General features: G+C 66.6%; 21 protein-coding genes, 1 tRNA gene and 1 pseudogene. 13 read left to right on the top strand and 10 right to left on the bottom strand.

Annotated elements, in window-relative coordinates; translation table 11 throughout:
• Positions 1 to 100: 100 nt before the first annotated feature.
• On the top strand, positions 101 to 1,309 hold the full coding sequence (gene thrC / locus HMUK_RS11540) for a threonine synthase (RefSeq protein WP_015763343.1): 1,209 nt from the start codon (positions 101 to 103) through the stop codon (positions 1,307 to 1,309).
• On the opposite strand, the gene HMUK_RS11535 is transcribed toward thrC, so the two are convergent.
• Positions 1,310 to 1,963 carry a metal-dependent hydrolase gene (locus tag HMUK_RS11535; RefSeq protein WP_015763342.1) on the bottom strand — a complete coding sequence of 218 codons (654 nt, stop codon included), beginning with the start codon at positions 1,961 to 1,963 and terminating at the stop codon, positions 1,310 to 1,312. It abuts the gene before it with no gap.
• 189 nt (positions 1,964 to 2,152) lie between these two features.
• On the opposite strand from HMUK_RS11535, the gene HMUK_RS11530 reads away from it, so the two are divergent.
• Both HMUK_RS11530 and HMUK_RS11525 read left to right on the top strand, forming a co-directional pair.
• Positions 2,153 to 2,698, top strand: coding sequence for a DUF7504 family protein (locus tag HMUK_RS11530; RefSeq protein WP_049940825.1), 546 nt, complete (start codon positions 2,153 to 2,155; stop codon positions 2,696 to 2,698).
• Positions 2,699 to 2,892: 194 nt separating this feature from the next.
• Positions 2,893 to 3,207 (top strand): PRC-barrel domain-containing protein, encoded by a 315-nt coding sequence (locus HMUK_RS11525; protein ID WP_015763340.1) that lies wholly within the window; start codon positions 2,893 to 2,895, stop codon positions 3,205 to 3,207.
• A gap of 31 nt (positions 3,208 to 3,238) precedes the next feature.
• On the opposite strand, the gene HMUK_RS11520 is transcribed toward HMUK_RS11525, so the two are convergent.
• Complete coding sequence (locus HMUK_RS11520; RefSeq protein ID WP_015763339.1) at positions 3,239 to 4,690, bottom strand: DHH family phosphoesterase; 1,452 nt, start codon at positions 4,688 to 4,690, stop codon at positions 3,239 to 3,241.
• 130 nt (positions 4,691 to 4,820) lie between these two features.
• Between HMUK_RS11520 and HMUK_RS11515 the strand changes: the two genes are divergently transcribed.
• A tRNA-Lys gene (locus HMUK_RS11515) sits at positions 4,821 to 4,894 on the top strand.
• 285 nt (positions 4,895 to 5,179) lie between these two features.
• Here HMUK_RS11515 and HMUK_RS11510 read toward each other — a convergent pair.
• Positions 5,180 to 5,614, bottom strand: coding sequence for a GNAT family N-acetyltransferase (locus HMUK_RS11510; RefSeq protein WP_015763338.1), 435 nt, complete (start codon positions 5,612 to 5,614; stop codon positions 5,180 to 5,182).
• A 116-nt stretch (positions 5,615 to 5,730) separates the two neighbouring features.
• Positions 5,731 to 6,822: an ATP-binding protein gene (locus tag HMUK_RS11505; protein ID WP_223270952.1), complete on the bottom strand. Its 1,092-nt coding sequence runs from the start codon at positions 6,820 to 6,822 to the stop codon at positions 5,731 to 5,733.
• 89 nt (positions 6,823 to 6,911) lie between these two features.
• Between HMUK_RS11505 and HMUK_RS11500 the strand changes: the two genes are divergently transcribed.
• Together HMUK_RS11500 and HMUK_RS11495 are read left to right on the top strand one after the other, a co-directional pair.
• A complete protein-coding gene (locus HMUK_RS11500) occupies positions 6,912 to 7,997 on the top strand; it encodes a CNNM domain-containing protein (protein WP_015763336.1) in 1,086 nt (361 codons plus the stop codon).
• A gap of 89 nt (positions 7,998 to 8,086) precedes the next feature.
• Positions 8,087 to 8,860 carry a fumarylacetoacetate hydrolase family protein gene (locus HMUK_RS11495; protein ID WP_015763335.1) on the top strand — a complete coding sequence of 258 codons (774 nt, stop codon included), beginning with the start codon at positions 8,087 to 8,089 and terminating at the stop codon, positions 8,858 to 8,860.
• A 40-nt stretch (positions 8,861 to 8,900) separates the two neighbouring features.
• On the opposite strand, the gene HMUK_RS11490 is transcribed toward HMUK_RS11495, so the two are convergent.
• Positions 8,901 to 9,485, bottom strand: a complete 585-nt coding sequence (locus tag HMUK_RS11490) for a DUF7509 family protein (protein ID WP_015763334.1) — start codon at positions 9,483 to 9,485, stop codon at positions 8,901 to 8,903.
• Positions 9,486 to 9,579: 94 nt separating this feature from the next.
• Between HMUK_RS11490 and HMUK_RS11485 the strand changes: the two genes are divergently transcribed.
• The gene (locus HMUK_RS11485; protein ID WP_015763333.1) at positions 9,580 to 9,969 is read left to right on the top strand and encodes an ArsR/SmtB family transcription factor; all 390 of its coding nucleotides are present in this window, start codon (positions 9,580 to 9,582) and stop codon (positions 9,967 to 9,969) included.
• A gap of 18 nt (positions 9,970 to 9,987) precedes the next feature.
• Here the strand turns inward: HMUK_RS11485 and HMUK_RS17910 are convergent.
• Positions 9,988 to 10,149, bottom strand: a pseudogene (locus HMUK_RS17910) (RNA-guided endonuclease TnpB family protein); the annotation flags it as partial.
• 275 nt (positions 10,150 to 10,424) lie between these two features.
• Between HMUK_RS17910 and HMUK_RS11480 the strand changes: the two are divergent.
• On the top strand, positions 10,425 to 12,059 hold the full coding sequence (locus HMUK_RS11480) for a GMC family oxidoreductase (protein WP_049940824.1): 1,635 nt from the start codon (positions 10,425 to 10,427) through the stop codon (positions 12,057 to 12,059).
• Here the strand turns inward: HMUK_RS11480 and HMUK_RS11475 are convergent, their stop codons facing one another.
• Both HMUK_RS11475 and HMUK_RS11470 read right to left on the bottom strand, forming a co-directional pair.
• Positions 12,060 to 12,509: a hypothetical protein gene (locus HMUK_RS11475; protein ID WP_015763331.1), complete on the bottom strand. Its 450-nt coding sequence runs from the start codon at positions 12,507 to 12,509 to the stop codon at positions 12,060 to 12,062.
• 40 nt (positions 12,510 to 12,549) lie between these two features.
• Entirely contained in the window at positions 12,550 to 13,236 is a 687-nt protein-coding gene (locus tag HMUK_RS11470) for a chemotaxis protein CheC (protein WP_015763330.1), read from the bottom strand.
• Positions 13,237 to 13,354: 118 nt separating this feature from the next.
• Here HMUK_RS11470 and hisC point away from each other — a divergent pair, with 118 nt between their 5' ends.
• From hisC to HMUK_RS16805, 4 genes are all read left to right on the top strand, one after another.
• Positions 13,355 to 14,425, top strand: a complete 1,071-nt coding sequence (gene hisC, locus HMUK_RS11465) for a histidinol-phosphate transaminase (RefSeq protein WP_015763329.1) — start codon at positions 13,355 to 13,357, stop codon at positions 14,423 to 14,425.
• Positions 14,425 to 14,931, top strand: a complete 507-nt coding sequence (locus HMUK_RS11460; protein ID WP_015763328.1) for an adenylate kinase family protein — start codon at positions 14,425 to 14,427, stop codon at positions 14,929 to 14,931. The genes hisC and HMUK_RS11460 overlap by 1 nt, the downstream gene beginning before the upstream one ends.
• Entirely contained in the window at positions 14,928 to 15,536 is a 609-nt protein-coding gene (locus HMUK_RS11455) for a CDP-alcohol phosphatidyltransferase family protein (RefSeq protein ID WP_015763327.1), read from the top strand. The genes HMUK_RS11460 and HMUK_RS11455 overlap by 4 nt, the downstream gene beginning before the upstream one ends.
• A 106-nt stretch (positions 15,537 to 15,642) precedes the next feature.
• Positions 15,643 to 16,164, top strand: a complete 522-nt coding sequence (locus HMUK_RS16805) for a multiprotein bridging factor aMBF1 (protein ID WP_015763326.1) — start codon at positions 15,643 to 15,645, stop codon at positions 16,162 to 16,164.
• Here the strand turns inward: HMUK_RS16805 and HMUK_RS11440 are convergent.
• Positions 16,161 to 16,721: a response regulator transcription factor gene (locus HMUK_RS11440; RefSeq protein ID WP_126967100.1), complete on the bottom strand. Its 561-nt coding sequence runs from the start codon at positions 16,719 to 16,721 to the stop codon at positions 16,161 to 16,163. The genes HMUK_RS16805 and HMUK_RS11440 overlap by 4 nt on opposite strands.
• Positions 16,722 to 16,830: 109 nt before the next feature.
• Between HMUK_RS11440 and tpiA the strand changes: the two genes are divergently transcribed.
• Positions 16,831 to 17,478 carry a triose-phosphate isomerase gene (tpiA, locus tag HMUK_RS11435; RefSeq protein ID WP_049940820.1) on the top strand — a complete coding sequence of 216 codons (648 nt, stop codon included), beginning with the start codon at positions 16,831 to 16,833 and terminating at the stop codon, positions 17,476 to 17,478.
• A 26-nt stretch (positions 17,479 to 17,504) separates the two neighbouring features.
• Here the strand turns inward: tpiA and HMUK_RS11430 are convergent, their stop codons facing one another.
• On the bottom strand, positions 17,505 to 19,484 hold the full coding sequence (locus HMUK_RS11430) for a helicase HerA domain-containing protein (RefSeq protein ID WP_015763323.1): 1,980 nt from the start codon (positions 19,482 to 19,484) through the stop codon (positions 17,505 to 17,507).
• Positions 19,485 to 19,510: the final 26 nt, after the last annotated feature.

The raw sequence follows: 19,510 nt of genomic DNA, 5'->3' as shown, positions 1-19,510 counted from the left end.
ATCAACGGTCCGGAACGCGGCGGGGACCGCGGAATCCCAGAAGGCATATACGCGTCGCAGGGAACCACACCACGAACGCAGATTCAGCGTCGCTGGTACCGTGAACCCCACTATCGCACTCGAATGCATCGACTGTGGCCGCGTGTTCGTCCCGGCAGACGAGCGACTCGTCTGTCCGGACCACGACGGGGTCGGCGGCATCCTCGACGTGCAGTACGACCAGTCCGGTGCTCGCGAGGCGGTCGCGGCCGGCGTCGGAGAGGGGATCGACGACCTCTGGAAGTACGCGCCCCTGTTGCCGACGGACGGGCACGCGGTCGATCTCGGCGCGGGCGGGACGCCGCTGCTCGACGCGCCGACGCTCTCGCGGGAACTCGGCGTCACCGTCCGGCTCAAAGACGAGCGTGGCAATCCGACGGGATCGATCAAAGACCGGGCCAGCGCCGTCCTGACGAGTCGCGCACTGGCCGGCGACGAGTCGGTGCTGACCTGTGCGTCGACGGGTAACGCCGCGGCGTCGCTGGCGGGGTACGCCGCCCGGACGGGCCTGGACTGCTGTATCTTCGTCCCGGCAGACGTGCCCGAGGGCAAGGCCGTCCAGCCGCTCGTCTACGGTGCCGACGTGTACGCCGTCGACGGCGACTACGACGACGCCTTCTCGCTGTGTCGCCGCGTCGCAGCGAACCGCGAGTGGTACGACTGCAGCGCCGCAGTCAACCCCTACGCCGTCGAGGGACTCCGGACCGTCGGCCACGAACTGGCCGAGCAGAGCCGGGCCTCGGTGCCCGACTGGATCGTCTATCCGATGGGCAACGGCTGTGGGCTGGCGGCGACCTGGAAGGGGTTCCGCGAGTTCGCGGAGCTGGGCATCGTCGAGGAGTGTCCGCGCCTCCTGGGCGTACAGGCCGAGGGCGCAACCGCCATCCACGACCGCTTTACCGGCGAGCGGGCACGGGCCGGCGGCGAGACGCAGGCCGACAGCATCGACGTGGGCCACCCACACAACGCACAGAAGGCGTGTCGCGCGCTCGAAGACAGCGGCGGAGCCACCGTCGTCGTCTCCGATCGGGAGATTCTTGACGCCGAGCGCACGCTGGGCCGGACCGAGGGCATCTACGCCGAGCCCGCGAGCGCCGCGACGCTCGCTGGCCTCGAATCCGCGGTCGATGCGGGGACCGTCGCCCCAGGAGACAGCGCCACGCTCGTCGTCACCGGGACCGGGCTGAAAGACACCGCCAGCGCGCGCGACCTCGTCGACGGCGTCGATCACGTCCCCGACACGCCGGCCGCCGTCCCGGACCCCGAGTAGTCACTCCGCTGGCACCGCCTGGTCGACGTAGAACCGCGCGGCGGTGACGGCCGTTCCCACGACGAGCAGGAGGAGTTGCCACCCCGACCGCACGACTGGGAACACGCGGTCGACCGGCTCGGCGGTGTCGCCGCCGTCCGGGTTCGGGTCGACGCCCGTGCTCACGTTGACATCCCGAGACGTGCCCCGAGCGACCGTCTCGCTACTGCTCGCGTCGCCGGCCCGTTCGGAGCCGAGATCGACGAACGTCTGGACGATCCCCCGCCGACTGGAGAGTTCTATCTTCCCGTCGATCACGTAGAACTGGTCGTGGAGCGGCCAGAGCGGGTTCGCTCCACCGGCGGAGAACAGATCCAGCCCGATCGCCGCACCGGCGTACGCGACGATCGTCACCCACGTGATGCGCACGCCTCGGGGACCCCAGCGCCGCCGCACCCACGACCCCTCGCCTCGGCGGAGATCGACCAGCAGGACGGCGGCCGCCGTGATCGGCACCAGGAGCGTGTGAAACGCCGTCCGGTGGCCCACGACCGAGACCAGACCGACGAACGAGTCCAGATCCGCGGCGATCATCGCCCCGAAGAGGATCAGCACCGACCGTCGATCGAACGCCGTCCCGAGCAGCGCCGCTCCGATGAGGCCCGCGACCGCCATGTGTACGACTGTCGACGGCATACACCAGTGTACGGCTCGGACAACAGATATCGTTGGGGGCCAGACTCCCGCTGAGCGGAATACACTTAAGCGTCGGTACCGACTTCGGGTTAGGAACGAGGACTGGGTCTCCTCGGGGTGGTGCAGGCGAAGTGCCTGTGCCGGCGGTGCGGTCGGTGGTGACACGACGTGCGAAGCGAAAACGACACACAGGGACTCGACGACCGTCGTCTGCGCGTCGAGCCCGGAACGCAAGCGCTGGTCTCGATGCCGTCGATGCAGCGGTCGCTCTCGCTGTTGCCGCGGGGCGTCACGGACAACGTCGTGTTCGTCTCGTCGACGCCACCGGCGACCGTCGAACGCCGGCTTCGCGAGCGCGGGCTGGCCGTCGAGAGGGTCGGGCTGGTGCCGGTCACCGGCTCCGAGCCCGAATACGACGGACCGCTGTGGACGAGCGAGCCGATCGTGCCGGACGACCTGACCGGCCTCAGTATGCGGTTTACGAGCGCTCTCGGCGCACTCGACGCCGGCCACGGCTGGGTCCTGTTCGACGCGCTCGACGTACTGGCGATGTACGCCCACCAGGATCGGGTGTGTCGCTTCTTCGATCACGTCACCACGGCGGCCCGCGACCGGACCCTCCGGGGCGTCTACACGATCACCGGCGACGCGCTCGACGACCAACTGGCCGACAGCTTCGCGCACAGCGCCGACCGCGTCGTCGACGCGCGGTGAGTGATACTGCCGGCTGTACGTCTGTGACGAATTTCGCGACCCCGTGATCCGAATTGTCTTGAAACAGTGACAGCCGGCGGTATGAGGCGTTCGGCCGCGATGGGGCCGGTCGAGTGGCCGACGACGGTCGGTCGTGTGGCCGCCGCGTCAGACAGCTACCAACAATTAAGGTGCCGGCCACCATCCGGAGCCATATGGATCGGGATAGTGTTCCCCAGGAAATCACGACGCTCGTGGGTCGCGAGGTGTACACGAACACCGGCGTCTTCGTCGGTGAAGTCGAGGACATCCGACTCGACCTCGACCGCCAGAGCGTGACCGGACTCGCGCTGCACGAACTGAACCGCGAACTGTTCTCGGCGAAGGCGAACCAGGCGCGCGGCGTCATCGTCCCCTATCGCTGGGTCCAGGCCGTCGGCGACGTCGTCGTGGTCAACGACATCGTCGAGCGACTCCAGGCGAGCAACGAACCCGCCGACGAAGAGGAAGAAGACGAGGTCACCGCCTAGCGCCGACGCGGCGACCGCCACCAGACGACCGTCAGTTCCCGTTCGAACTCTCGCTGTCGACGCCCATCCCTTCGAACAGTTTGCTCCGGACCGCTTCTTCGGTGAGTGCCAGCAGCGTGTCGCGGTTGTCCTCGCTCGTCTCGATGCCGGTGAAGATGCCAAGCGGGATCTCGACGCTGGCGTCCGTCGAGTGACCCGCGGTGTCGCCGATCTCGCCGAACGCGTCGTCGAGCACCTTGCCGATGTTCATCCGGATGTCCTTCGAACGTGCGGCCAGGTAGATCGTGTCGTCGGCGATCGCGAACACCGCCGTCGTCGTGATCCCTTCGAGGTTCAGGAGGTGCTGGGCGGCCTGTGACAGGGCGTCGCGGTCGCGGATGAACCCCGCGTTCGAGACCAGGTGCGACCCCTTGACCTCGCGGTTGCGGATCGCCTCCGCGAGCACGTCCAGCGTCTCCGGAGACATCGACGGCGACTCGACCTGTTCGAGCGTGTCGTGGTCGGCGAACGGATAGAGGTACGCCGCCGCCGTGAGATCGGCCGGCGTCGTGTCGCGCTTGAAGTCGAGCGTCTCCGCCCGAATCCCGTAGAGCAACGCCGTCGCGACCTCCTGCTGGAGGCTCAGCTCCAGTTCCTGGATGTACTTCGTCAGGATCGTCGAGGTCGCGGAGACGTTGGGTCGAATGTCCTCGAAGGTCGCGTCGTGCGCGTGGTCGTGCTCGTAGTGATCGATGATGAGATCGACCCGTTCGACCGTCGGATCGCCGCCTTTCGCGGTGTCGACGAGCGCGAACGTGTCGTAGTCGTCGAGGTCGATTTCGTCGCGCGAGACCAGGTCGATCCCGAGCAGATTGACGAACGCCCGGTTCTCCTGGTGGCCGATCTCGCCCTCGTAGATGATGTCCGCCTCCACGTCGAGACTCTGGGCGATCGTCCGCAGCGCCGCCGCGCTGGCGATCGAATCGGGATCCGGCGAGCGGTGGATGAGGATCGCCATCCGCTGGTCGGTGTCCTCGATGACCTCGGCGAGCTGGCTCGCCTTGTACTCCAGCTCGCCCGTTTCGAGCGCCCGCATCGCCGAGTCGGCGATCACGGTCGACGGGTTGATCACCACGTCCGCCCCGACCTCGCTGAGGTCGTCGGCCGAGACCGGGTCGTCGGCCCGGGCGACGATGAACTGCTCGCCGCCGTCGGCCCGGATATTGCGGACCGCTGCGGCGTTGGCTTCGACGTCGGACGAGAGAATCAACACGACGTCTCTGTCGCTCAGCGTCTCGCTCATCTCGTCGTCCGCGATGTCGCCCACCTGGGCGTTGAGGTCCTGATCGCGCAGTGCCTCGACCCGTCCCTCGTCGCGGTCAAGGATCAGCACGTCCTTACCCTCGTCGACCAGTTCCTCCGCAACGGCATGGCCCACGCTCCCACACCCGAGAATAGCGTACTTCGACATAGAGGCCATGGTGATCCCGCTGGCTGTACTCATTTGTGTGTATACGAGTCGGATCGAAGCCTCTTATATCAACTGTCTCCGGTGGCGGCGGGATGTGGAACCCCTGCACGGCGGCGTCGAAAGGAAACCTATTTTACTTGCCCCGACAACCTTCGAATGCACTGGGCCGGTAGCTCAGTCTGGCAGAGCGACGGCCTCTTAAGCCGTCGGTCGAGGGTTCAAATCCCTTCCGGCCCGTTTTGCTGCGAACGTGAGAATCCGAGAGCTTCGCGGAAGGATTTGAAGCAGGGAAGAGCTTTGCTCTGACCGAGGTTCAAATCCCTTCCGGCCCGTTTTGCTGCGAACGACAGTGAGCAGTGAAAACGACACGAGAGATTTGAATCAGACCAGTCGCGCACAGCGAACGAAGCGAGTGAGCACGTCTGGGCGAGGTTCAAATCCCTTCCGGCCCGTTTTGCTGCGAACGTGAGAATCCGAGAGCGACGGCGACCGATCACGGACGGACCGCGGGAACGGTCACGTTCACAGTTCCTTTCGCATCTCGACGTGGGGAATGCCCGCTTCGTCGAACTCGCCGCTGACCGTCTCGTAGCCCAGTCGCTGGTAGAACCCTTCGACACGGGTCTGGGAGTGTAGTTCCAGGCGGTCGAGACCGTTCTCGATCGCGAGTTGGTCGATCCGATGCATGACCCGGCGACCGACGCCGGACTCCCGGTGAGAGGCGCGGACCGCGACGCGCTCGACCTTGCCGACGCCGTCGTCGATCACTCGCAGCCGTGCGGTAGCGACCGGAACGCCGTCGACCTCGGCGAGGACGTGGGTCGCGTCGGGATCTTTGCCGTCGATCTCGATCGCCTCGTCGACGCCCTGCTCGTCGACGAACACGTCGCGGCGAACGTCGAAGGCGGGTTCGAGGTCGGCGTCGCCCGGGAGGACGGTCAGAGTGGGGTCGCTCATGTCCGCCTGCAGTTTCTGGACGGGCAAAACGCTTCCCTCCGATGCTGGTCGCCGGCCGTGACACACCCGCCGCTCGCGAGTTTGCCGTCTCGGGCGGGCGGTCCCGTCCAGCGGAATCACTCCGCGATCGGTAACTCGACGACGAACGCCGCCCCGCCGAGCTCGCTGTCTTCGACGTAGATCGAGCCGTCAGAGCGTTCGACCAGCGTCGAGACGATGTGGAGTCCGAGCCCGTTGCTCCCGCCGTCGGTCGTGACGCCGCGTTCGAAGATCCGTTCGCGTTCGCCTTCGGGAATCCCATGTCCGTCGTCGGCAAAGCGGATGCGCGCGACGCCGTCTGCGGTCTCCGTCGTCACCCGAACGGTCGGATTCGAGCCCGTGTGTTGGACCGCGTTGTCGAGGATGTTCGCGAACACGGGCCTGAGTGCGTCGGTCCCGCGAACGACCAGCTGGTCGTGGAGCGCCGTCTCGACGGTGGCGTCGGGAAAGGACTCGGTGACGGTGGCGACGGTCGTCTCGATGTCCTCGACGACGTTTCTGGGCTCCGGCGTCGCCTCGCCCGTCAGCACGGCGGTGACGGCCTCGGCATTCGACGTGAGGTCGTACAGCCCTTCGGCCTGGCTCTCGATGCGTTTGGTGGCCTCGCCGACGCGCTCGTCGTCGATCGTCGTCAGCACGTCGACCTGTCCGAGGATGACCTGCAGGGCGTTGCGAACGTCGTGACGCAGGAGGCTGTTCGCGAACGCCATCCCGTCACGGGCCTGTTGCGCCTGGGCGGCCGTCCGGCGCACGTCGACCAGCAACTCTCCGATGCCGTACCCCGCGAGCGCGCCCACGCCACCGGCGACGAGGAGCGGAAACTGCGGCTCGCCGATCGGGCGTCCCTCCGCGGCGCGAATACTCAGAGTCGCGGCGTGCAGCGACACCGTAACGAGCAGTCCGCCGGCCGTCCAGCCGACGATCGACCACCGCTCGTCGGGAGCGAACGGGCTCTGGGTGAGTCGGTAGCCGACGAAGACGACGCCGGCCGAGAGGCCGCCGGTCAACACGAACGTCGCGACCGGTAACGCGGCACCGGCGAGGGTGGATATCTCGCGCCGAAAGTTCCAGAGTGCGCCCGCGAACCACACCAGCCCAATTGCGACGAGTACGGGCCCGGCCGGAAGCCGTCCGGCAAGCCAGTCCCGTAGCCGACGCAACAATTGCACGATAAAAGCTGGGGAGTCCCACGACAAACACTTTGCGGTGGTCGCCGAGCCGCGAGGTATAACAGGCGTCGATCAGAAGGAGTCCAGTGATGAACCCTCCGGAGATCGGCGTCAGACTGGTCGCTGGTGTCGCACTGATACTCGCGAACGGGTTCTTCGTCGCGATCGAGTTCGCGCTGACGCGGGCCCGTCAGTTCACCGAGTCCGAGTTCGTCGGCGACGGCGACGCCGCGCTCGAACGGGCGTGGGAGATGACCCAGAACCTCGAAATCTATCTCACCACCTGTCAGGTCGGGATCACGGCGTCGAGCATCGCCGTCGGGATCGTCGCCGAGCCGGCACTGGCAGCGCTGTTCGAACCGCTGTTCGAGAACACCGTGCTCGCGACGGTCGGATCGGGTGCCATCCTCGCGTTCCTGATCATCAACCTCGTCCACCTGACCCACGGCGAGCAGACGCCGACGTATCTCGGGGTCGAGCGGTCGCGGATGGTGTGTCGCTACGGTGCGACGCCGCTGTACTGGTTCAATCACCTGATCTCGCCGCTGATCTCGGTCGGCGACGGGGTCGCCAAGTGGACGCTGAAGCTGTTCGGTATCGAGATGACGGGCGCGTGGCTCGAAACCGAGCAAGACGTCATCGAGTCGCGGGCGGATCTCCGAAACGAACTCGGGTCGGTCCTGGAGGAGGGGGATCTCAGCGAGGAGCGTCGCACCGAGGTGATGAACGCCCTCCAGATCGGCGAACAGCCCGTTCGCGACGTGATGGTCTCGACCGACGAGATCGTCGCGCTGTCGACGGCGGTCGACCCGGCGGAGAACTTCCGGCGGATGGCCGACCAGCCCCACACGCGATACCCGCTGGTCGGCGGGGAGCTGACCGACTTCCGTGGCATCCTCTACTTCCCGGTCTTCGCACGCCACCGTGACGATCTGGCCGAGGGTATCGTCGACTTCGAAGCGCTCGCAGCCCCGCCGGTGACTCTCTCACCGGACGTGGACGTCAGCGACGCGATCGACCAGTTCCAGGCCGAGAATCAGGAACTCGCGCTGGTCATCGAAAACGGCGAGGTCGTCGGCATGGTGACCGTCACCGACCTGCTGGAGTCGATCACGGGAGACATCGAAGATCCCATCGACGTGGAGGACAGTTCGGGGGCCGCCGAAGACGACTGACGAAGATGCCCTAGGCGGCCGTCGTACCGCACAACGGCCCTCGAATGCCCGTGTAAACGCTTATCAGTACCGGCCGTGTTGCCGGCCGTATGAAGCGTGTTCGATTTCGCGACTCTGCGGGGAACGTCCGTGGTGGACGGTGGACCGTCGAAGACGGTGAGCCGGTCGTCACGGCGGCGGCTGGCCCGTACGGCCGCATCGCCTTCGGCGACGAGTCCTACGCCCCGGAGGAAGTCGACGTACTCCCGCCCTGCGAGCCCACGAAGATCGTCTGTGTGGGTCGCAACTACGCGGAGCACGCCGACGAGATGGACAACGACGTGCCGGATCGGCCGCTCCTCTTTCTGAAACCGCCCAACACCGTCGCGAGCCACGACAAGACGGTGACGCTGCTGGCGAACAAAGACCGGATCGACTACGAGGCGGAGCTGGGCGTGGTCATCGGCGAGCAGTGCAAGAACGTCAGCCAGCGCAACGCAGAGGACGTGATCGCGGGCTACACCTGCGTCAACGACCTCTCGAACCGCGACGACCAGAACAGAGAGCAAAACTGGGTTCGCGGGAAGGCCTTCGACAACGCGTGTCCGATCGGCCCCCTCGTCGCGACGCCGGAACACGTCCCCGACGACGCGACGATCGAGACGCGCGTCAACGGCGAGACCAAGCAGTCCTCTTCGATCGAACACCTCATCTTCTCCATTCCGGAGCTCATCGAGGAGATCACGGCCTACATGACGCTGGAACCCGGCGACGTGATCGCGACCGGGACACCGGAGGGTGTCGGTCCGCTGGCCGACGGCGACAGCGTCGAGATCGAGATCGAAGGCGTCGGGACGCTCAAACACAGCGTCCGGATTCCCTGATACGGACGGGTGTAGTTGCGTATGACTGGACCGATCAGATTTATTCGTCCAGATCTGGGAGGTCGCCAGTGTACTCTGCGTTCATCACCTGTGCGACGAAGTACCGGAGCCGATCGAACAGTTCGTCTTCGGTCTCGTAGGTGAGGATCGTCGCGTCCCATCGGCGTGCTAGACCATCGATCATCGCACTGCGAACACCTGTTTCGTGAACAAATACCACCCGCTCACGCTGTTGCTCGTCGAGAGCCTCCATCACTGATCCCACCTCGATCCCGACGCCGAGGTTCTTTCCGACCAGTGGTGCGACGAAGACGACTGCGTTGCTTGCTCGTGCGAACTCGATCGTCTGTGTCGCCGCGTCCATCTCGTCGAGTGGTATCTCCGCGTCGATAGCGAGGAAAGCGTTGACGCCAACCGCTTCCCGGAGCCTGTCACGTGTCCGTTCGAGCAGCGCTTGCACGTCCTCCTCGTCGTACTCGCCGCCTACGTCCTCGTCCCACTCCAGAAAGGGGCCCGCGTCGTCGACGACGTCGTCGACTCCGAACGCTTTGTACGGCCCCATCACGTACACCAGAAAGCGTCGGTATCGAACGGGCGAGAGGGTGTCCAGCAGCCGATTGCGCATAGCTCTGTGTGTCCGCCAACACATATAAAAACGGCTGTTTTCAGTAAATACTGACTCAGTAACGACTATGTGCTGTCGTGCCGTACAAACGGGTATGGCGGACGCGACTAACGACACTGGCGGGGCCGAGCCTCCGGAGCCGTTGCTCCCCGACGACAGCGTGCTCGACCTGTCGGAGTACCTGGCGATGCAGCGTGCCATCGGTAACGAGACTCGGTTTCAGGTCCTCCGGACGCTGGCGCGCAACGGCGACCTGAGCGCGAGCCAGCTCGCTGAGGTCCTCGACATCGAGACGAACACGCTCCACTACCATCTCGACACCCTCGTCGACGTGGGGCTCGTCTGGAACCGAAAGCGATCCGCACCCGACCGTGACGGTCTCTACTCCTACTACCGCGTAAGCTCGCTCGGTGAGGCGATGCTGGACCACGGCGTCGAAGCACTCCTGCGTCGCGAGTGGGCGTTCGCGGACCGCTACGCGTAAGCAACTACAACCGTCCGTATGAAGCATCATCTTGAACCGGCCTGTCTCTTCCCGACCGACTTCCGGTATGTTCTCACGAGCGTAGCGGCTTCCACACTGCTGGAGTGAGCTACGACGGTTCTCATACTCTCGTCGCCAGTGGTCGAACTCGTGACCGCTCCAGAACACGCCCGTCGTCGTACAGTTCGGGCCGAACGGGTTCAGTGTGATCGGCCACCAAGTCGCAGTCGTAGATCGCAGGCGCGTTGTCGAGTTCGTACATCTCCTGTGCGTGGTTCGAGGCGGCGTAGACGATCAGTTCGACACCAGCGTCGCGGGCCGCCCGGAGGACGTTCGCCGTGCACCCGTTGCACTCGCGCCGGTGGGCAACACGTCCATACCATGGTCTCGGGCCCGACTCTCGAAGTGCGGGCCGGATGACAACCCATAAGTTTAGGATTGCCTAATTCTCGCGCGTGCAGTCGCGCACGCCGTCACCCAGACAGGACGTGTGCGTCGTCGGTGCGGGGCCGGCCGGCGCGCTCGTGGCCCATCGGCTCGCCAGCGCCGGCCACGACGTGGTCGTACTGGAGGCGGGGCCGCGGTTCGACTTCGACGCGCGGCCCGAGCAGATGGAGCGGTCGATCCGGCCGGCCCACGACGACCTGTCGATCTGGGGGATGGGCGGCGAGCGCGACGAGTACTCGACGGGCGGCGAGCAGTTCTACCCGCTGAACGCCAACCGCGTCAAGGGTGTCGGCGGATCGACGCTTCACTGGCAGGGGATGGTCCCGCGGCTCCATCCGACAGACTTCGCCGGTGAGCACCCGAACGACGATCCGGGCTGGCCGATCGGCTACGAGGAACTCCGACCCTACTACGCCGAGGCGGAGTCGGCGCTGGGCGTCGCGGGGGCGTCTGACAACCCCTTCGGACCGCCACGGCGAACGCCATTCCCCATGTCGGCGTTCGAGCCGTCGTACAGCGACTCGCTGTTTGCACCCGCCTGCGAGCGGCTCGGTATCACGACCCACAGCGTGCCCAACGCCCGCAACAGCGAGCCCTACGACGACAGATCGACCTGCGTCGGCTACGGTACCTGTCAGCCGGTCTGTCCCTCCGGCGCGAAGTACAGCGCCGACACTCACGTCCAGAAGGCCGAGCGCGCGGGTGCCCGAGTCGTCGACCGCGCGCCGGTCCAGCGACTGGAGACCGGTGACGATTCCCGTCGGATCGACGCCGCGGTGTACGCGACGCCGGACGGGACCGAACACCGCCAGCGGGCTCGCCAGTTCGTGCTGGCGGCCGGCGGGATCGAGATTCCGCGGCTCCTCTTGCTGTCTCGCTCGCCCGACCATCCCGACGGGCTGGCGAACAGTTCGGGCGCGGTCGGCCGGTACTTCATGGAGCACCTCTTTGCCGGGGCCGGCGGGACGATCGACGAGCCGACCCGCCAGAACCACGTCGGTTTCCTCACCAGCGAGAGCCACCAGTTCTACGACGAGCCCGGACAGGCGGTCACCAGAGACGGCGAGACGGTGGTGCCGGCCGCCGACGGCCCGCTGTCGCCGATCAAACTGGAGTTTCTCAACTACGCCGGCCCGTCGCCCGTCGAGATGGCGCTAGACGCCGAGACGTGGGGTGACGACCTGCTCGACGACCTCCGGGCGGGCTACGGGAACCACGTCGCGATGGGGGGGCTCGTCGGCCAGCCCCCGCGGGCCGAGAACCGGATCACGCTCGACCCGTCGACGACCGACGACCACGGCAATCCGGTCCCGGAGATCCACTGGTCGTGGGGTGAGCGCGTGCTCCGAACGATCGAGCGGGCGAACCGCATCCAACACGCCGTCCTCTCGGAGCTCGGCGTCGACATCGGCTGGACTGCGGGGCCGGACTCGACCGGTCCCGCCGCCCACCACATGGGGACGACGCGGATGGGGACCGACCCGGCAGCGAGCGTCGTCGATCCCGACCTCCGGACCCACGACCTGGACAACTGCTGGATCGCGTCGTCGAGCGTGTTCCCGACTGCGGGCTCGATGAACCCGACGCTGACGATCGCGGCGCTGGCGCTTCGGTGTGGCGACGAACTCGACGAACGGCTGTGATCAGATCCCGAGGATGATGCCCGCGTCGAGCAACAGGAGGACGGCGACGACCGTCGCCCCCAGGAAGAACGGTCGGGCGTTGCGCGCCGGCTCTCTGAGCTTCTGCTGGTCGAATCCGTCCGTGAGCTTGCTCGACCCGACCTCGACGAGGCCGGCCAGCACGAACCAGAGGACCAGCATGGCGACGACGAGGTAGCCACGGAACGTCCCAGTGAGCCCGCTGGCTCCGTACTGAGTCGCCGCGAGGTGCCCGCCCGTGAGGAAGAGCAAGAGGGCGCTGGTCCGCGAGATGAGCTTCAGTTTCCCGATCATCGTCGACAGCGGCGCGGGCGATCCCTCGCCGTCCATCGCGGTCGGCAGGACGGCGATTGCGACGAACACGACACTCCCCGTCCACAGAGCGGCGAACGTCATGTGGACGGCGTAGATACCAGCCAGTAGCTCGCTCATGGATTGCCGTCGGGACTCGACCGTAATCAAACAGTGGGGATTACTCGCCGAAGTCGACCGGGTCCTCGGCCGTCATGTCGAGCTCTTCGACCTCGTGGGCCTTCGACCGCGTCGGCTCGCTCGTCGACCGGTCGAGTTCCAGCTGATCGATCACGTGGACGAACGAGCCCGGATCCGGAACGAGGAAGATCCGAAGCTTGAACGCCACGTCGGAGTCGGCGATGTCGACGATCGAGTCCAGTACGATCGACATCGAGTCGCGCCTGACGTGGGTCAGCGCGTCGTCGGCGATCGCCGTCGCCTGATCGCGCTCCAGCTGTGGCGTGGCGAAGTCGATCGTCGTCTCCAGCGTGTTCGCGATGCCGTCGATAAAGCCCGACGTGAGGACGTTACACATCTCCGACAGCGCGCTCTCGTGGAGCTGGTTGAAGCCGTCTTCCGTCGACGTGTTCGTGAGCAGGCTGGCGACCTCGGCCGCCGTCGCCGGAGAGAAGGTCATCAGAAAGACGCCGTAGGGCGGCTCGGTGAGCCTGACGCGGGCCCCGTAAATCTCGCCGTCACCCATCTCGGCGGGGATGTCGGACGGTTCGACGAACGAGAGGCTCTTGATCTCGACGGTCGCTTCGACGCCGGCCAGCGTCTCCAGCGAGGCCGTCACGTTCTCGGCCCCGCTCTTTATCAGCTGGTTGATGATCGACAGCTTCCGAACGTCGATGAGTAACGGCATCGATTCACAGGAGCGGTGCCCGTATCATATTGTTTTCCCCCGCGCTATCAACTGCTGTAATCGCGCCACACCGCCCACAGTGAGCACGCTTAAGCCCTCCCGTCCGCTTGCATCGACCATGCAACCACGGGACCTCTCGGCCCACGGCGTCTACCGTGCCGGACGAGGGATCGAAGAGGTCGCCCGGGAACTCGACCTGGACCCGGACGACCTCGTGAAGCTCGCGTCGAACGAGAACATGTACGGTCCGAGCCCGGCCGCCGTCGAAGCGATCCAGTCGTCGGCCGAACAGATGCACTCGTACCCGAAAGCCTCCCACGCGGACCTCGTCGATCGCCTCGCCGACCGCTGGGGGCTCGCCCCGGAACAGGTCTGGCTGGGCAACGGCGGCGACGGCGTCCTCGACTACTTCGCCCGCGCGATGCTGGAGCCCGGCGACGCGGTCCTCGTCCCCGCGCCGGGGTTTGCCTACTACCCGATGAGCGCGCGGTTCCACCACGGCACGATCCGGGAGTACACCCTCTCGAAGGCCGACGACTTCGAGCAGACGGCCGAGACGGTCCTCGAGGCCTACGACGGCGAGCGGATCGTCTATCTCACCAGCCCCCACAATCCGACCGGGACGGAGATCGGAAACGACGACGTGGCCGAGATCGCAGACCGGACCGACGAGGAGACGCTCGTCCTCGTCGACGAGGCCTACGGCGAGTTCACCGACGCGACCAGCGCGCGCGCACTCGTCGACGAGCGCGACGACGTGGCCATCCTGCGGACCTTCTCGAAGGCGTACGGACTCGCCGGTGTTCGTCTCGGCTACGGCTTCGTCCCGGAGGAGTGGGCCGACGCCTACGCGCGCATCAACACGCCGTTTGCGGCCAGCGAACTGGCCTGTCGGGCCGGACTGGCCGCACTTGACGACGACGAACACGTCGAGAAGACCGTCGAGACCGCCCAGTGGGCCCGCGAGTACTACCACGAGCACCTCGACGCACCGACCTGGGAGAGCGGGGGGAACTTCGTGCTCGCGGAGGTGGGCGACGCCGAGGCCGTCGCCGACGCGGCCCAGCGCGACGGCGTCATCGTCCGGGACTGTGGCAGCTTCGGCCTGCCCGAGTGCGTTCGGATCACCTGTGGCACGCGCGAGGACACGAAGACGGCCGTCGAGGTCGTCAACGGGGTGCTCGACTGATGCGCGTCGCGGTCACCGGGACGCCGGGCACCGGGAAGACGACGGCGACCGAGCGGCTGGCGACGGAGCTCGACGTGATCCACCTCAACGACGCCATCAAGCGCGAGGGGCTGGACGACGGCGTCGACGAGGACCGCGACAGCGTCGTGGCCGACTTCGAAGCGATCGAGTCGTGGCTCGACGGCCGCGACGACGTACTGATCGAGTCTCACCTCGCGCACCACTTCGACGCGGATCGCGTGATCGTGTTGCGGGCCCATCCGGAGACGATCGAAGAGCGCCTCGCCGACCGAGACGAGAGCGACGCCTCGATCGCCGAGAACGCGGAGAGCGAGGCGCTCGACGTGATCCTCACCGAAGCCGTCGAATCTCACGGCACCGACTCCGTCTACGAGATCGACACGACGGACCGATCGAGGGCGTCGGTCGCCGAAGAGATCGAGGCCGTCGTCGACGGTGAGCGAGAGCCGAGCGCCGGCACCGTCTCGTTCGTCGAGTGGCTATGACGCTGGATCAGTTCCGCCCGCTGGCCGACCGGGCGCTTGGCCCCTTCGTGACGGTCGCAAAACGGCTGGGCGTGAGCCCCAACGGCGTCAGCGTCGTCGCGTTCGCCCTCGCGGCCGCGGCCGGCGGTGCGTTCTTCCTGGCGGGGACTCGACCCCGACTGTACGCCGTCGGTGCCGTGCTGGTGTTCGCCAACGGCTGGCTCGACCTCGTCGACGGCGCGCTGGCCAGAGAGCTGTCGGTCGCCTCCTCCGGCGGTGATCTGCTGGATCACGTGCTCGACCGGTACGCCGACATCGTCATGCTGGTCGGCCTCGCGGCCGGAATCGGTCGGTACGACCTCGGACTCGCGGCCGTCACCGGCGTCCTGATGACCTCCTACCTCGGCACACAGGCACAGGCAGTCGACCTCGACCGGGTGTACGGCGGCCTGCTCGGTCGCGCGGACCGGCTGGCGCTGATCGGCGTCGCGGGCGCGGTCGCGGCCGTCCTCACTCGGCCCGTCCAGGGGCTCACCGTCGTCGGCTGGCTGCTGGTCGTCTTCGCGGTCGTGGGCCACCTGACGGCGCTCCAGCGGTTCTACTACGCGATGCGGGCGCTGGACTGATACGGACGGTCCGTCTCGACGGGGACAGTCGCTCGGGACTGGCGGGCACGGGGAGCCGTGGCCCGGTGCCACACCATTTATGCCTCGCCACATCGAAGCCGTGCGTATGGTTCAGTGTGAGATGTGCGGGAAGGACGTCGCTTCACCGAATCGAGTGAAGATCGAGGGTGCCGAGCTCGACGTCTGCGACGAATGTACCGACTTCGGGACCGAGGTCACGACGGAGGACAGCTCCTCGACCTCGACGAAGTACTCGACGAGCAGTTCTTCGTCTGGCAGCTCCGGGAGCAGCTCCGGCAGTTCCAGCAGCTCCAGTAGCCGTCCCCGACACGACATGTTCGACGAGATGGACGAGCTGGCACAGGACTACGACCAGCGGATCCGCGAGGCGCGCGAGGAACGCGGCCTCACCCAGGAGGAGCTGGCCGGCGAGCTCAACCTGAAGGCGAGTCTGATCCGCAAGCTCGAACACGGCGACACGCTCCCCAGCGACGACGTCCAGACGACGCTCGAACGCGAGCTCGACATCTCGCTGAGTGCCGGCAGTACCGACGCCGACGAGGAGTGGAGCGGCGGCTCGTCGAGTGGCGAGTACACGCTGGGCGACGTGGTCAAGCGGAAGGACTAGAGTCGGAGGTCGCGCTCCTCGACGTCGAGGTCGTCTGCGATCGTCTCGACCGTCGCTTCGAGTTCTCTGATCTCGGCTTCGAGCTGCTGGAACCGGTCGCTGGCTTCGAGTTCGCGCGGTGGCTTCTCGACCTGGAGGACGTTGCGCTTGAGCTTCTTTCCGGTGAGCTCCGTGAGCTGATCGTTGTACTCCGAGATCTTGAACAGTCGATCGACGACCTCCCGGATCTCGTCCTGGCTGACGGGCTTGACGAGGTAGTCGTCGACGCCGAGCTCGATGATGTCGAAGTCGGGGTCGACGGCAGTCACCATCGCGACCCGACAGTCCAGTGGATGGTCCTCAATGGCGGCGAGCACCTCGTTTCCCGAGCAGACCGGCATCCGGCGGTCGAGCAACACCACGTCGATGGCCTCGTGAAGCGTTTCGATCGCCGCCTCGCCGCTGTAGGCCGTCAGGACCGTGTACGAGTCGTCGATGTACTCCGCGTAGAGATCCGCCAGCTGGGGCTCGTCTTCCACGACCAACACCGTCGGTTCGTCTGGCACCAGATCACTCACGCTCGTAGCAGTGGGTACCCGCTTGTTCGTATTAACGATACTGGGACCGGCGAGCGCGAGCCGAGGGCGTCACGCAACGCATATGATCCCGGCGTCCGGTGGGCTCTGTATGTTCGTTCTGGTGAACCTCAAAGCGTACCCGTGTGATCCGATCGAAGTCGCGACCGCCGCCGCCGACGTGAGCGACGAGACCGGCGTTCGCGTCGCCGTCGCGCCTCAGGCGGCCCACCTCGACGCCGTCGCCGAGACCGGTGTCGAGACGTGGGCCCAGCACGTCAGTCCCGTCGAGCACGGCAGCCACACCGGCTCCACGCTCGCGGAGGCCGCGGTCGACGCCGGTGCGACCGGGACGCTGTTGAACCACTCCGAGAACCGACTGAAGCTGGCCGACATCGACGGCTCGCTGGACGCCGCCGACCGCGCGGACCTGGAGACGATCGTCTGTGCCAACAACCCAGAACAGATCGCCGCCGCGGCGGCGCTGGGACCGGACGCCGTCGCCGTCGAGCCGCCCGCCCTGATCGGGACCGGGACGCCGGTCAGCAAGGCCGACCCGGAGATCGTCACGGACGCGGTCTCGGCCGCGGCGTCGGTCGACGAGAGCGTCGACGTGCTCTGTGGCGCTGGCATCTCGACCGGCGAAGACGTGGTGTCGGCCGGCGAACTCGGTGCGAGCGGCGTCCTGCTCGCGAGCGGCGTCGCCAAGGCCGACGATCCGCGGGCCGCGCTGGAAGACCTGGTCGCACCGCTGGAGTAGCGCCGTCACCGCGAGGAGGCGAGCGATTACGCCGATCCGATCGTGCTTCGAAGCTCCGTGACGGCGTCGACGACCGCGGTCGCCGACGGCTCGCCGGGAGCGCGCTCTCGGACGAGCGCTTTCAGCCGCGGCGCGTACCGCCCGCGGCCGACGTGTTCGACGAACCCGGCGAGCCGAAGCTCGCGGTTGTGCGCGTAGGCGCTCGTCCGGTCGCCGCTCCCGCCGGCAGAGAAGTGCGCGTTCAACGGCGTATCCGCGGCCTGCTCGACGTAGTACTGCAGCATCCGCCTGGTCTTCTCGTCCATCTCTTCGAGTTCGGTTCGCAGGTCGACCACGAACCGCGGCTGTGAGTGGGGCCTCTCGTCGGCTGTGGACTCTCGCTGGTCGTCCGCGTCGCCGGACTCGTCTCCGTCGGCTGTCGCGTCCGCGAACGCGACTTCGGCACCGCCGTCGGCGTTCCCCGAGGCCGCCGGTTCGAAGTCGAGGTCGAGACCGTCTGGTTCGTCGCCAGCGTCGTCGGTCGCCCCCTCGCCAGCGTCGTCGGTCGCCCCCTCGCCAGCTGCCGTCTCGTCAGTGTCGCCCGCCGGCTCGCCGCCGGAGATGGCCGGGCCACCGTCGGCGAACGAGCCGAAGGCGTCGCCGAACCCGCCGCCAGAGGTCCCGTCGGGGGCAGGCTCGTCCGTGTCCGGAGTCACAGAGCCGTCGTCCGGCGTGTCCGCGGGCCCGTCCGAGCGGCCGTCGGATTCGTCAGCGGCGTCCGCTGGTTCGTCCGCGGTCGATGCGGGCTCGGCTCCGTCGGACGGCTCCCCGTCCGGGCCGTCCGATCCCGCGGACCGGTCGTCGGTCGATTCGGCCACGCTCGATTCGTCGTCGGCCTCGTCACCGTCGTCGAGAGCGCCCCGGAGCTGCGCCTGTCGGGTCCGCTCTTTCTCCTTCTGCGTGCGGCCGGGGTTGTACCCCTCGACGTGGTCCAGCAGTGCCTCGGTGAACTGCTCGGCCATGCGGGTCATGTCGCGGGCGTCCTGGAGTTCCTTCTCCAGCTCCGCGATCCGGGAGTTCTTCTTGTCCAGTTCCTCCCGGAGATCCGAGATCCGACCCTGGGTCTGTTCTTTCTCCTCGCTGATGGTCTCCAGCTCGCCGACGAGGTCGTCGCTGACGGACTTCAGCTCGGGGCGTTCGAAGTCGTCCAGTCCCGGCGTCGCGCCCGCGTCGAAGGTCTGCTTGCGGTGGAACTGGACCCGGCGGATGGTCTCGGCCCAGTCGGTCATCAGGAACGCCTCGCCGTCGTCCAGGTCCTCGACGGCGTCGGCGTACTCCGAGTCGATGATCCGACCGACGACTTTGGTGTCGTTGTTCCAGGTCAGCCGGTGCCAGACCAGCCAGTCACACTGCGTGATGTAGTCTTTCTTCACGTCGGCCGGCCGTTGGGAGATGCCCACCATTCCGAGGCCGTGCTTGCGCCCGCGCTTGCCGATCTTGATGAGCATCTGCCCGACCTCGTTGACCGATCCCTTCTCGGGAATCCACTCGTGGCACTCCTCGACGAGCATGAGGAACGGCTGTTTCTGCTTTTTTGCCTTGGCAAAGAGGTGTCGAGCGACTTCGGTGAGGAGGTCCTCGGCCTCCTCCTGATCGAGGAACGACGAGATGTCGAGGATGATCGGAACGTTCTGTTCGAGCGCGAGCGAGGCGATCTTCTCGGCGTGTTCGACGGTGACCTGGATGTCACACTCCTCGTCGCCGCCGACGTGGAGGATCTCGTACTCCTCTTTGAGGCCGTAGTACTCCCCGTCGATGTCGACGATCAGCAGGCCGAAGCCGTTGTCCAGCAGCTTCTCGGCGATGACCGACGCCGTGTTGGACTTTCCGGAGCCGGACTTGCCCGTGACGAACCCCCGGCCGGTGAGGAGTTCGACGACTGGGAGGTCGACGGAGTGGCCCGGTTCGTCAGTTCCGCCGACACCGGCGCTGGTCGTCGCGACAGTGATGTGTTCCGTCTCGGCCATGATTCAGTTGTCCACTACCAGTTTCC

Origin of the sequence: Halomicrobium mukohataei DSM 12286 (assembly GCF_000023965.1) — an archaeon.
GTDB lineage: Archaea > Halobacteriota > Halobacteria > Halobacteriales > Haloarculaceae > Halomicrobium > Halomicrobium mukohataei.
Note: the sequence above shows the minus strand (reverse complement) of the source record. Positions and strands in the feature narration are given on the sequence as shown.

Bases quoted from the DNA above. Each gene is read 5' to 3' on its own strand.
- HMUK_RS11535 (WP_015763342.1), bottom strand. From the start codon at position 1,963: ATGGCGGTCGCGGGCCTCATCGGAGCGGCGCTGCTCGGGACGGCGTTC.
- HMUK_RS11525 (WP_015763340.1), top strand. From the start codon at position 2,893: ATGGATCGGGATAGTGTTCCCCAGGAAATCACGACGCTCGTGGGTCGC.
- HMUK_RS11520 (WP_015763339.1), bottom strand. From the start codon at position 4,690: ATGAGTACAGCCAGCGGGATCACCATGGCCTCTATGTCGAAGTACGCT.
- HMUK_RS11510 (WP_015763338.1), bottom strand. From the start codon at position 5,614: ATGAGCGACCCCACTCTGACCGTCCTCCCGGGCGACGCCGACCTCGAA.
- HMUK_RS11500 (WP_015763336.1), top strand. From the start codon at position 6,912: ATGAACCCTCCGGAGATCGGCGTCAGACTGGTCGCTGGTGTCGCACTG.
- HMUK_RS11495 (WP_015763335.1), top strand. From the start codon at position 8,087: ATGAAGCGTGTTCGATTTCGCGACTCTGCGGGGAACGTCCGTGGTGGA.
- HMUK_RS11490 (WP_015763334.1), bottom strand. From the start codon at position 9,485: ATGCGCAATCGGCTGCTGGACACCCTCTCGCCCGTTCGATACCGACGC.
- HMUK_RS11485 (WP_015763333.1), top strand. From the start codon at position 9,580: ATGGCGGACGCGACTAACGACACTGGCGGGGCCGAGCCTCCGGAGCCG.
- HMUK_RS11475 (WP_015763331.1), bottom strand. From the start codon at position 12,509: ATGAGCGAGCTACTGGCTGGTATCTACGCCGTCCACATGACGTTCGCC.
- HMUK_RS11470 (WP_015763330.1), bottom strand. From the start codon at position 13,236: ATGCCGTTACTCATCGACGTTCGGAAGCTGTCGATCATCAACCAGCTG.
- hisC (WP_015763329.1), top strand. From the start codon at position 13,355: ATGCAACCACGGGACCTCTCGGCCCACGGCGTCTACCGTGCCGGACGA.
- HMUK_RS11460 (WP_015763328.1), top strand. From the start codon at position 14,425: ATGCGCGTCGCGGTCACCGGGACGCCGGGCACCGGGAAGACGACGGCG.
- HMUK_RS11455 (WP_015763327.1), top strand. From the start codon at position 14,928: ATGACGCTGGATCAGTTCCGCCCGCTGGCCGACCGGGCGCTTGGCCCC.
- HMUK_RS16805 (WP_015763326.1), top strand. From the start codon at position 15,643: ATGGTTCAGTGTGAGATGTGCGGGAAGGACGTCGCTTCACCGAATCGA.
- tpiA (WP_049940820.1), top strand. From the start codon at position 16,831: ATGTTCGTTCTGGTGAACCTCAAAGCGTACCCGTGTGATCCGATCGAA.
- HMUK_RS11430 (WP_015763323.1), bottom strand. From the start codon at position 19,484: ATGGCCGAGACGGAACACATCACTGTCGCGACGACCAGCGCCGGTGTC.